We start from the raw sequence: 12110 nt of genomic DNA on the forward strand, positions 1-12110 counted from the left end.
TTATCTTCCTATATTTTACTTAAAAAATATACCGTTAAAGCAAGCATTAAATTTGCATTGATGTTATCTAGCAGCAGGGGTCGATTACTCGTAAGCGCGTTCAAGTTTATGGTTGGTTACGTGGGTATAAATCATCCTAGTCGAGATGTCGGCATGACCTAAATATTCTTAGATTTGGCAAATCTCGGCTCTGCCCTCAAGCATGTGAGTGGTTGCACAATGACGAATTTCGAATAGAAACGACCTATCTCTGGATCATAGTGTCGTGCCTACATATAAATTAGTACGAACTACAATCCTTCCTAACTGTTATTCTTCTTCCGCCTTAAGCTTTTTATAAATAAACAGATCATCTTCTATTTTAAAAATAACTAAGATTAAAAGCTTTAAGTAAAGTAAATAGGAATTTTCATGTAGATGAATTTCTGTTGGATTTGCCTGTGTGCCATGTAAATAGCTATTTCTTAAGTCGTGCCCGTTTGTAAACTCACTTTTGTTTAAATAGTAATTGAAGTAATTTTGCTCAGGTATTGCGAAAAGTGAACTTCCAAAAAACACTATTCCATCATTACTCATATGCATAACCTCGTCTTGAATATCGGCTGGATAATGATGTAACGAGGCGACCTCATTTTCAAAAACATCTCTTAAAATTAAAATTCGGTTCCAATTTGTAACTTGAACGCAATTATTTTCATCTACAGATATATAATTGTTATCTATTAAATAATTTAAATGCTCATGCTGATGTTCTTCATAATTTCCGAAATTGATTTCTTCTTCATTCACCAATAAATCAACAAAGTTTCTATATTGCTTGTCTTTGAACGGGTCAACATAAGTCAACAGAGTTTGATCCGAAAATAGCAGATAAGTTAGAAAATTAACTCCTTGGTCACCCTTATTGATATATATGTACTTATTGCTATTTAAGCTTGGAATGTCTTTGATGGCCGTAGGGCCAGATGACATTTGTAGAAGTTCAAAATCAATATGTCCATTTTCTACAAATAATTTGTATTGCTTCAATATCGACTCGAACTCAGGTGCGATTGTTCTTATTTTCTCTAAAGCAGAAGCATTTTGAGTAGGAATTGTAAAATTGGCGTTACTAGGTAAGTCAAATAATTCCGGTAGAGTATTAGTGAAAACTGTTTTTAGAATATCTTCTAATGAATACCCAAGCCCTTTTAGTACGTTGGAATATGTGTAAATTTGGCCCATAGATGCCATTTCTAATTGTGTGAACGCTACACCAAAAACGTATTCAGTTTTTGATCTAACACCTAAAGTTCTTTCTAAAACTCCAAGCTGATTTTCTTTGCTGGTTAGAGCTACAATATTCTGTTCATCCACGTACTCAAAAAGTGTCTCGAAGTTTCTGTACAGAATATTTGGGTGATTATTTTCTTTAATGTAATCTAAGCTAAATTCATAATGGACTGTACCCTGTTCAATCCAAGCATGTTTAATTTTAGAAGCATTTTCGGGATAACTGATAGCTACCCCGTATTTAAATGATGAACTAGAACCACTATCGAAAAACTCTTTAACAGACTGTTGGTATTTTCTCTTAGCTGCTAATTTAGTTTTATCTGAGATTCGGAAGTCACTATGTTTTTTAGCATTTTGTATTATTGGCAGGTAGTTAGTATTGCAATGCTCTGAGTCGATGTACGAAACAATTATGCTTTCTTTATCTTGAATAGTTAAACAACTAGGTAGGTACAACTTCGTTTTATTAAAACTATTTTCGACTTCATATATAGAAAGCAGGATCTCTGCACTTTGCTGGTCACTTTTTAAAAACTCACAGAGAACAAGCTTATATTTATCCACCAAATTTTTATGGCTCAACAAGTGCCTCACTTGATGGGGGGAGTTATTTAAAACTTCTTCTATTTGAGAAGGCGATATCTTTTTATATTGTTGATAGTTATTTATTAATAACCAGAAACTATCATAGTAACCGTAATCTATATTTTCAAAATATGACTGAAAGTTACTATCATCAATATTTGTTATGAATTTCCTAATTAAATTTTTAAACGTATTAACTTTTTCTTTGTAAGCAACAATATCTGTATCTGACCAACTTTTAAGGTATATGCCGTTTTCGAAAAACAGCGATATATTGTACAGTTCAAGTATATCGTTTATATCGTCTAAATCGTTTGCTATTTCGCTATTCAATAACAGCTCTGCTTTTGATAAGTAATGACCACTCGACATGTCGTGTATCGAGTGAAATACAACCCTATCTCTATCTGGCTTGTTCATAACAAACATTAACCTTGTAATTTCGTATCATTATCCCTTTACTAAGGTATCGATTTTATACTTTTATTACAAATACTTATTAGCATGTATCTCTTTGATAGATGTCTTGTATTCTTTAAAGTTTGGTTGCTGATATCTATGGATTAAAACAACCCGCTACCACCTTCAGCAGAAGTGTGAGTAGCTCCATAAACTTCAGACAACTTTTTAGGGCTAGCATGAGTACAAAGTTATGTGGTGAGAATACTGTCATGGCCTAGCATTTCTTGGATGGGACGAAGATCTTCGACATTATCTAACATCGTGATCGCGTTGTTGTGACGGTATAAATGGCACGCGCCAGTACGGCCAAATCCTGCTAGTTTCACATACTGTGCCTTTCCAGATCCGATGAAAGCAAACATTGGGCGAATCTTACCAATGTAGAAAGCTAACCACTCTCATCTTCGCAAACTAATTGGCACCAAACGTGCTTTTTTACTTCTGCCGTGAACTCGAACCAACTACATTGAAGTAAAGAATAATATATCTAATAGTCAAAACAAAAAAGGTGAGCAAAATGCTCACCTTTTGAAAGTTGTGTTAACCAACTTAAATAAGTTAACCATCTTAATTAAAGCGTTAACCCACTTAATTACATGATCACACAACCAACCTACTCCTCAACATAGCTCTCAATGCTAGGGCAAGAACAGATAAGGTTACGGTCGCCGTAAACGTCATCAATACGGTTAACCGTTGGCCAGAACTTGTTTCTGTGCACTTCTGGCGCTGGGTACGCCGCTAGCATGCGGTCGTAGCTGCGGTTCCAATCGCTATCACAGATGTCAGCTAGTGTGTGTGGTGCATTGTGTAACGGGTTGTCTGTGGCATCCCACTCGCCGCTTTCTACTTTGGCCACTTCTTCACGAATGCTAATCATGGCACTAATAAAGCGGTCTAGCTCGTACTTGGCTTCCGACTCGGTTGGCTCAATCATAAGCGTGCCCGCTACTGGGAAGCTCATGGTTGGCGCATGGAAGCCGTAGTCGTTAAGGCGTTTCGCAATATCTAGCTCGGTAACGCCGCTTGCTTCTTTAAGCGGGCGAAGGTCAATAATACATTCGTGTGCTACGCGGCCGTTGTTGCCTTTATAAAGCACAGGGAAGTGCCCTTCTAGCTGCTTAGCTACATAGTTGGCATTTAGAATTGCTACTTCAGTTGCTTTGCGTAAACCAGCGCTGCCCATCATTTTAATGTACATGTAGCTAATAGGAAGAATAGACGCACTGCCCCATGGCGCGGCTGAAACGGCGCCGCAATCTTTGCCAGCGGTTTCAATATTCACCACAGTATGGTTTGGTAAGAATGGCGCTAGGTGCGATTTAACACCAATGGGGCCCATACCTGGGCCGCCGCCACCATGTGGAATACAGAAGGTTTTGTGTAAGTTAAGGTGCGATACGTCTGAACCAATGAAGCCCGGTGATGTAATGCCCACCTGCGCGTTCATGTTAGCGCCGTCCATGTAAACCTGGCCGCCGTGATCGTGAATAATGTCGCAAATTTCGCGTATTGTTTCTTCGTATACACCGTGGGTAGACGGGTACGTGATCATGGCGCACGATAGGTTCTCACCCACTTCTTCAGCCTTCTTGCGAAGGTCGTCAAGGTCTATGTTACCGTTGGCGTCACAGGCTACCACTACCACTTTTAAGCTAACCATTTGCGCAGAGGCAGGGTTAGTACCATGTGCCGAGCTTGGAATAAGGCACACGTTTCTGTGGCCTTCGCCGCGGCTTTCATGGTAACGCTGAATGGCCAATAGGCCGGCGTATTCACCTTGTGCACCTGAGTTCGGCTGCATTGAAAGGTTGTCGTAACCTGTTACGTTAATGAGCCATTCTGCCAGCTCGGCAATCATTTCTTGATAGCCTTGTGCTTGGTTTAGTGGTGCAAATGGATGAAGCTGGCCGAATTCAGCCCAAGTTACCGGTATCATCTCAGCCGTTGCGTTTAGCTTCATGGTGCACGAACCCAATGAAATCATCGAGTGGTTAAGCGCCAAGTCTTTGTTTTCTAAGCTCTTAATATAGCGAAGCATCTCTGTTTCAGAGTGGTACTTGTTGAACACTTCATGAGTTAAAATGTCGCTGGTGCGAACTAGCGTATCAGGAATAGACTTAACGCCTTGTGTGGTTACTTCAGCGTCTAAATCTTCAACCGTTAGGCCGTGCTCTTCACCTAGAAGCACATCGAATAGTGCGTGAATATCTTCACGGGTGGTGGTTTCATCTAACGCCACACCTACCGCGCCTTCAAGGTCGGCACGTAAGTTTAAGCCCTGTTCGTAGGCCTTGTTTAGTACCGCTTCTTTATCGTCAACCATAATGGTTAAGGTGTCGAAGTAGGTGCTATGTTTAAGTGCTAACCCTTTTTGGGTTAACCCTGTAGCCAAAATGTCGGCGAAGCGGTGAATGCGCTCAGCAATAGTTTTTAAGCCTTGCGGGCCGTGGTAAACGGCATAGAAGCTTGCCATGTTGGCAAGTAATACCTGCGCAGTACAAATGTTCGAGTTGGCTTTTTCACGGCGAATGTGTTGTTCACGGGTTTGTAGCGCCATGCGAAGTGCTGGGCGTCCGCGGGTGTCTTTACTTACCCCAATAATACGCCCTGGTAGTGAACGCTTGTAGCTGTCGCGTGTTGCAAAGAATGCCGCGTGGGGGCCGCCGTACCCCATAGGTACACCAAAGCGCTGCGCACTGCCTAGTGCCACATCAGCACCTAGCTCGCCTGGCGATTTAAGCATAACTAAGCTCATTAGGTCTGCCGCTACCGCCACTATGCCTTTCTTCGCTTGTACCGCAGCAATAATGTCGCTGATGTCTTTCACTTCCCCAGTAGATGAGGGGTACTGTAGCAACGCACCGAACAAGTCGTGCTCGGCCGCTTCTTCTGCTGGGCCGGTAACAATTTCAAAACCAAACATTTCAGCGCGGGTTGCTACAACATCAAGGGTTTGCGGGTGAACATCGTTAGCCACAAAGAAGATATTGGCTTTTTTGTTTTTCGATACTCGTTTGGCAAGGCCCATAGCTTCGGCCGCTGCTGTACCTTCATCTAGCAGTGATGCTGATGCTAGCTCTAGGCCAGTTAAGTCGATAGTTACCTGTTGGAAGTTAAGGATAGCTTCCAAACGGCCTTGGGCAATTTCTGGTTGATAAGGAGTGTACGCGGTATACCAACCTGGGTTTTCTAGCACGTTGCGAAGAATAACGTTTGGTACGTGGGTATCGTAGTAACCCATACCAATGAAAGAACGATTGATTTTGTTCTTTTGCGCAACGGCTTTAAGGTCATTTAATGCTTCAACTTCTGTCGCCCCTTCACCACATTTTAATGGCTCTGGTAGCGCAATACCTGCCGGTACGGTTTGCTCAATTAAATCATCTAATGAGCTTGCACCTACTGCAGACAGCATTTCTTCAATTTCACCTTTACCCGGGCCAATATGGCGACGAATAAATGTATCTTTTTGCTCTAGCTGAGCCAATGTTAAAGAGGTATTCGACATAACGTTGATAAGCACTCGTATTTTTTTGCCGCAAGGGCATCGTTAAATCTTAAAGTTAAAAAGGGGCACTAATACGTAGGCCCCTTTTCACTATGAAACTATCTTACAGCGATACGAATTAGTCTTCGTCGATGCTGTTTTCATAACCTTCTGCGTCAAGTAAACCTTCTACTTCTTCTGCGTCGTCGGCCTTAATTTTAAATAACCAACCGTCGCCAAAAGGGTCTGAGTTTACAAGTTCTGGAGAGTCTTCTAGTTCTTCGTTTACCGCTACAATTTCACCTGAAATTGGCGCATAAACGTCAGAGGCAGCTTTAACCGACTCAGCAACACAAATATCGTCACCTGTGCTAACTGCATCGCCTACATCTGGCAGCTCAACAAAAACCATATCGCCAAGCAAACCTTGTGCATGCTCAGAAATACCTACGGTAAATACACCGTCTCCTTCAGGGCGAACCCATTCGTGGGTAGCGGCGTAGCGTAAATCAGTTGGGATATTGCTCATAATCGTTCCTGTTAGTCTCTGTTAACTTGGGCCTGATAGCCTATAAAACACTTTTTCCATTGCGAACAAAGGAGGGCTTAACCACTTTTACTGTAACCCACTTTTTGCGCATTTCCACTTCCACGGTATCACCTACATCGCGAGGTACACGTGCCATCGCAATTGAGTGGCCTAATGTTGGTGAAAAGGTACCTGAGGTGATAACCCCTTCGCCGTTAGCCGTTTTTACTTTTAAGCCGTGGCGTAATACGCCTTTCTCCGTCATCACTAACCCAACTAACTTGTCGGTGCCAGCTTCGCGCTGGGCTTCTAATGCTTTGCGGCCAACAAAATTACGTTCTGCTGGTTCCCAAGAAATTGTCCAGCCCATATTGGCCGCTAAAGGAGATACGGTTTCATCCATATCTTGGCCATACAAGTTCATGCCCGCTTCTAAGCGAAGCGTATCTCGTGCACCTAGGCCACAGGGTGTTACGCCTGCGTCTAATAGGCTTTGCCAGAAGCTTTCCGCTTGTGCTGTTGGCACCATAATTTCATAGCCTGCTTCACCGGTATAGCCCGTAGTGGCAATGAACAAGTCTTCTGCTTGTACGCCAAAAAATGGCTTCATGCCGGAAACCGCTTCTTTTTGTGCTGCACTAAAAAGGGTGGCCGCTTTCTCTTTTGCATTAGGGCCTTGAACCGCAATCATGGCAAACTCTGAACGTTCTGTAATAGTAACGTCAAAGCCTTCGGCGCAGCCGTTTAGCCAATCCATGTCTTTCTCACGGGTAGCTGAGTTCACTACTAAGCGGTAATTGGTTTCGTCGAAGTGATACACGATAAGATCATCAACCACGCCGCCTTCTTCATTTAGCATACCGCTATAAAGCGCTTTGCCTTTATCTTTTAACTTGGCAACATCATTGGCTAATAAATATTGTAAGTAGGCTTTAGCTTGTGGGCCTTTAATATCAACAATAGTCATGTGCGATACGTCGAACATGCCTGCGTCTTGGCGCACTGCGTGATGCTCTTCAATTTGAGAGCCATAATTGATAGGCATTTCCCAGCCGAAGAAATCGACCATTTTGGCACCTGCTTCCAGGTGTTTAGCGTGTAGGGCGGTGGTACTAGTCATTCCACTTTTCTCTGTTATAAAGATAGAAAACGCCAATGAGTATAGTAAGCGAGCCCACAGGTAACAAATTGGAATTTCTTATCAATACATTTAAGATTATAATGTATGCGCTTAACTACATTAGGAATGCAAATCTACATGAAGCAGCTTTCTTTAGATAATTTACGCACCTTCGTTAGCGTTATCGAACTGGGTGGCTATGCAAAAGCGGGCGACTTTTTGGGCCGTTCTCAGCCAGCTATTAGCTTACAAATAAAGAAGTTAGAGTCGCAGCTAGATAGAAAGTTGTTTACTAAAGTAGGCCAGCGTCATTTGCCTAGCGCCGACGGTAATTGGTTATACCCTAAAGCGAAAGAGCTGCTCGAACTTAACGATAATATTTTTAAAAGCCTCACCCCTGCCCCATTAAGTGGCCGCTTGCGTTTAGGTATTCCTAATGAATTTGCCTCTACCCTGCTTCCTGGCTTAATTGGTGAGTTTTCAAAACGCTATCCGGATGTTTCACTTGAAGTTACCTCTGCGCTTAGTCGAGATTTGTTGCATCCCGGTCAGCGCGACCATTTTGATCTTATTTTGGCATTGGTAAATCCTGAACAACAAACCGAAGGGGAAGTAGTGCTTGAAGATGATGTGGTATGGGTTGGCGACAGTGCTCACCCTTTAGTTGGCAGCAGTATTCCTTTGGTGTTGGCTCCCGATGGCTGCATGTACCGAAGCCGCGTTATCGACCAGCTGAAACAGCAAACTTTTGCTTGGAAAATTACCTATACCAATGCCGATTTGGGCGGGCTAACGGCGGCTATTCAGCAAGGTTTAGGCGTAACTGCACTGGCGCGTTCTAGTTTGCCTCGTAGCCTAACACTATTAAATCACCCGCACCTGCCTAAATTAGGTAAGGTAAATATCTGCTTGTTTAACCAAGATACGCAACACCCCATAATAAGCAAAACGCTGGCGGAGTTTTTTGTTTCTCGTTTAAAATCAAGCTAAGGCGTAGCGCACAAAAAGGCAAAAAGATGCGATTATCTCTTTGCCTCTTTACGCTTTTCACCGCTTTACCCAGCTACTACACCTTTAAAGGAATAAGCTTACCTAATGGCTTAGCTAAACTCTCTGGTGGCTCGGTAAAATAGCGCGGGCCGCTTTCACGCATATATAAACAGTCTTCTAGGCGTACGCCAAATTTACCTGGAATATACAATCCCGGTTCATTAGAAAAGCACATGCCTTTGTTAAGTGGCGTCGTTTCGCCGCGTACAAAGTTTACGCTTTCATGCCCTTCCATACCTATTCCGTGCCCAGTGCGGTGACTTAACCCCGGTAGCGCATAGTCTTTGTCAAAACCTTTAGCCACATAATAGGCACGCACTGCATCGTCTACTTGGCCAGCCGGCGCCCCCACTTTAGCGGCGGCAAACGCTACGTTTTGGCCTTCTCGCACTGTGGCCCATACATCTTGTACCTGCTGCGATGGCTGTCCAAATACGAATGTTCGGCTTATATCACTTTGGTAACCGTGCACGCTACAACCACTATCTAGCAGCACTACCGATCCTTGTTTTATAGTTTGCTTAGCATTCGTGCCGTGGGGATAGGCACTTGCGTCATTAAATAACGCTAAACACCAGGTGCCACTGCCGCCTAATTTTCGTTGCGCCGCATTCATTAAGCCTTTTACATCAGCTTGGCTCATGCCTTCTTTAAGCTGGCTGAACACATACTCATAGGCGCGCAGCGTTACTTCATTTGCTTTATGCATTAGGGTTAATTCGGCGGCGGTTTTGTACATTCTACAGCCTAGGGTTACAGGCTCAGCGGGCACAATGTTCATATTGGGCAATGCGTTTGCGATCCCCGTAACCACAAAGTAGCGTACGCTACTTTCAAAACCAATGTTACCGCTTGTTATACCGCGAGATTTTAATATTGCCGATACTACCTCAAACGGGCTTTCGTGCTCTTGCCATACCCGCACATCGTCGCCCACTTTTAAACTTTCAAGTACACTGGGCTTTTCAAAAAAAGGGGTTACAACCGCTACATCCCCTTTGCTGGGGAATAATAAGCGCCGTTAACCGCTCGCTACGCCACCATTGTATACCCGAAAAATAGTCCATGGCTGCGCCTGGTTCAATGAGCATAGCCGCCATACCATGCTGCTTCATTAGCGCTTGGGCTTTTTCTATTCGTGCTTGTCGCTCTTGTACACTAATAGCAGAAACGTTTAATGTAATAGCACTTAGCCCGTCAAGGCTAGAGTCTTCTGCCTGTTTGCTGTTGCTGCCCGCCGCTAAGGCTGCCAAAGGAGAAAGCGCTAAACCTGCGCCGGTTATCTTTAAAAATTCGCGTTTATTCATGGTTATTCTCTGTCGAATTATGGCGTGCTACGCCTTTATTTATTTTATTTTCGCTATTGGCTAAGCCGTTTTATACGCTTAAATTGTTAGGCCCACATCACCATAGTAGCGGCTACACCTATAAGTATAAGGCCTACTATCTCACGGGTCGTCACTTTATCGTTTAACCAAAAATGGGCGAGTACTAAGGTAAGCAATACCTCTATTTGCCCTAGGGTTTTAACGTAGGCCACATGCTGAAGCGCCATTGCGGTAAACCAACACACCGACCCCAAACAACTTACCGTACTAATTAACACTACGGTGCGAATATGACGCATAAGCTGTTTAAAAATAATTGGTTTTACTAATGCAATATAAAGGCTAAGCCCAGTGGCCTGAATGCCAAGCACCCATAGCAATACCCATGCGGCACTTTGGGTAAGAGGAAGCGTTAACGTATGAGAAGCTTCGCGCACAAATAAAGACGTTAATGCAAAGCACCCGCCACTGGCTAAGCCAATAGCCAAGGTTTTAGGGTTTATGCGGGCGGTTTTCCCCGTTTGTAGGGTTTTACCAATACTTAAAATAAATACGGCTACGCCGCCAAGTACGATGCCAAGCCACCCCACTACCGACAAATAACTGCCAAAAAACAAAGTGCCTAATATGCCCGCAACCAACGCTTCACTTTTCGCCAACCCGGCGCCTATTGCGAAGTTGCGTTGTTTAAACAGCGTTACCATAAACGAGGTTGCGGCAATTTGTAGCACAGCAGCCAGTACCACCAGCGTTATAAAACGCAGCGGGAATGATGGCAGTGTAAGGCTGTGGTCTCCCATAGCCGTGTGGCTATTGCTAATAAACAAAGAATGAATAAGCAGATAGGCCAGTGCAATCGGAGGGGCAAATAAAAACCGAGACAGGGTTACCCCTAGCGTATCTACATGGGCGCTTAATCTACTTTGTAGTGCATTGCGCCCTGTTTGCAAAAACACCGCGCCTAAGGTGAATAGCACCCAACTCAACATACTCTCCTTTTTTGCAATGCACGGTTATGTTAGAAACTATAAATAGCCCGCTACAGGCCCATTGCATGGGCCACAAACGCTTGCTTTACAGTAGTTACTTTGTCGGTGGCGGCTAAACCTATACCGCGAACAAACTTTTTAACTGGGTCGTTGCCATCAAACAAAAACTTAAATCCGTCCATAGCGGCTATCATTTTCATGGCTTCTGTTTTTCGTGCGCGCTCATAAGGGCGTAAATAGCGATGTTGAGCAATGTCTTTGTTTTGCTCTAAAAGCTGCGAAAGATTATCGGCTAAGTGCAGCGCGTCCTGCATTCCTAGGTTTGCGCCCTGCCCTGCCAGTGGGTGAATGGTATGTGCGGCATCACCAACTAAAACCACGCCGTCTTTTGCCCATTCTCGTGCATAGCGCATGGTCAACGGAAACGCATACCGACGTGTTTCTAAACTTATCGTACCCAATTTCATATCGCTTGCCACGGCAAGTGCATGGCAAAAGTCTTCATCATTTAACTGTTGTAAAGCGCTGGCTTCGTCGGGCGTTTGCGACCATACAATTGAGCAAACGTCTGGCTCTGCCATTGGCAATAACGCTAGCGGGCCGCTAGGGGTAAAGGCTTGGCGCGCTACATTGTCATGGGGAAGCTGGGTCTTTATATTGGCAACAATCGCGGTATGTTCATAATCGCGAAACGTAATAGGCAAGTTTGCTTGTTGGCGCACTTTAGACTGCGCACCATCGGCGCCTACTAACAACTTGCACGATAAAGCATCGTTATTTTCAAGCATCAGCATACTTTGCTGCGGGCCCAATAAAAGGCGCTCAATTTTACTGCTTACAACGGTTACATTTGCTTGTTGCATAACACTTTGTGCCAACGCATTTACCAAGGCAGCGTTCTCAGCAATAACACCAAGCGACTCGCTGCCCATATCATCGCAATTAAAGTGAATGTCGCCAAAGCTGTCTTTATCCCATACATGCATAGCAACGTACGGGTTTACTCTTTCGTTATTAATAAAGCGCCATACACCTAACGATTTTAGCGCATCAATATTCGCCTGATTAATAGCGCTAACCCGTGGGCTTGGCTTATCGCTTAATGGCACAAATAGGTCAGACTTATCCACCACAGCTATAGTACAGGGCGCATCTTTTAACGCTGACGCAAGAGTAAGGCCTACTATCCCGCCGCCCACAATTGCGATATCAACTTGTTGCATAAAGGCTTTCTCGCTTTTTTATTAATTACATCTTGCGTTTAAATCAACGGCTCGTTAAG

At 43.8% G+C, this 12110-nt stretch carries 8 protein-coding genes and 1 pseudogene; 1 reads left to right on the forward strand and 8 read right to left on the reverse strand.

Annotated features, from left to right (window positions below; translation table 11 throughout):
- Positions 1-309 precede the first annotated feature (309 nt).
- The 5 genes from GTH32_RS02860 to gcvT form a co-directional block, all read right to left on the reverse strand.
- Positions 310-2280 carry a hypothetical protein gene (locus tag GTH32_RS02860; protein ID WP_163083736.1) on the reverse strand — a complete coding sequence of 657 codons (1971 nt, stop codon included), beginning with the start codon at positions 2278-2280 and terminating at the stop codon, positions 310-312.
- Between the two features lie 230 nt (positions 2281-2510).
- Positions 2511-2648 (reverse strand): hypothetical protein, encoded by a 138-nt coding sequence (locus tag GTH32_RS19345; RefSeq protein ID WP_203565341.1) that lies wholly within the window; start codon positions 2646-2648, stop codon positions 2511-2513.
- A gap of 287 nt (positions 2649-2935) precedes the next feature.
- Complete coding sequence (gene gcvP, locus GTH32_RS02870) at positions 2936-5833, reverse strand: aminomethyl-transferring glycine dehydrogenase (RefSeq protein WP_163083737.1); 2898 nt, start codon at positions 5831-5833, stop codon at positions 2936-2938.
- A 118-nt stretch (positions 5834-5951) separates the two neighbouring features.
- Positions 5952-6341, reverse strand: a complete 390-nt coding sequence (gene gcvH, locus GTH32_RS02875; RefSeq protein WP_163083738.1) for a glycine cleavage system protein GcvH — start codon at positions 6339-6341, stop codon at positions 5952-5954.
- Positions 6342-6381: 40 nt separating this feature from the next.
- Positions 6382-7461 carry a glycine cleavage system aminomethyltransferase GcvT gene (gene gcvT, locus GTH32_RS02880; protein WP_163083739.1) on the reverse strand — a complete coding sequence of 360 codons (1080 nt, stop codon included), beginning with the start codon at positions 7459-7461 and terminating at the stop codon, positions 6382-6384.
- 138 nt (positions 7462-7599) lie between these two features.
- Between gcvT and GTH32_RS02885 the strand changes: the two genes are divergently transcribed.
- On the forward strand, positions 7600-8451 hold the full coding sequence (locus GTH32_RS02885) for a LysR family transcriptional regulator (protein WP_163083740.1): 852 nt from the start codon (positions 7600-7602) through the stop codon (positions 8449-8451).
- A gap of 76 nt (positions 8452-8527) precedes the next feature.
- Here the strand turns inward: GTH32_RS02885 and GTH32_RS02890 are convergent.
- The 3 genes and pseudogenes from GTH32_RS02890 to GTH32_RS02900 form a co-directional block, all read right to left on the reverse strand.
- Positions 8528-9818, reverse strand: a pseudogene (locus tag GTH32_RS02890) (M24 family metallopeptidase).
- Between the two features lie 86 nt (positions 9819-9904).
- The gene (locus tag GTH32_RS02895; protein WP_163083924.1) at positions 9905-10825 is read right to left on the reverse strand and encodes an EamA family transporter; all 921 of its coding nucleotides are present in this window, start codon (positions 10823-10825) and stop codon (positions 9905-9907) included.
- Between the two features lie 53 nt (positions 10826-10878).
- Positions 10879-12051, reverse strand: coding sequence for an FAD-dependent monooxygenase (locus GTH32_RS02900; RefSeq protein ID WP_163083741.1), 1173 nt, complete (start codon positions 12049-12051; stop codon positions 10879-10881).
- Positions 12052-12110 lie beyond the last annotated feature (59 nt).

The organism is Alteromonas profundi (assembly GCF_010500865.1).
Classification (GTDB): Bacteria; Pseudomonadota; Gammaproteobacteria; order Enterobacterales; family Alteromonadaceae; genus Alteromonas; species Alteromonas profundi.

Excerpts from the sequence above, each read along its gene's own strand:
- GTH32_RS02885 (WP_163083740.1), top strand. The coding sequence starts at position 7,600 with ATGAAGCAGCTTTCTTTAGATAATTTACGCACCTTCGTTAGCGTTATC.
- gcvT (WP_163083739.1), bottom strand. The coding sequence starts at position 7,461 with ATGACTAGTACCACCGCCCTACACGCTAAACACCTGGAAGCAGGTGCC.
- gcvP (WP_163083737.1), bottom strand. The coding sequence starts at position 5,833 with ATGTCGAATACCTCTTTAACATTGGCTCAGCTAGAGCAAAAAGATACA.
- GTH32_RS02860 (WP_163083736.1), bottom strand. The coding sequence starts at position 2,280 with ATGAACAAGCCAGATAGAGATAGGGTTGTATTTCACTCGATACACGAC.
- gcvH (WP_163083738.1), bottom strand. The coding sequence starts at position 6,341 with ATGAGCAATATCCCAACTGATTTACGCTACGCCGCTACCCACGAATGG.
- GTH32_RS02900 (WP_163083741.1), bottom strand. The coding sequence starts at position 12,051 with ATGCAACAAGTTGATATCGCAATTGTGGGCGGCGGGATAGTAGGCCTT.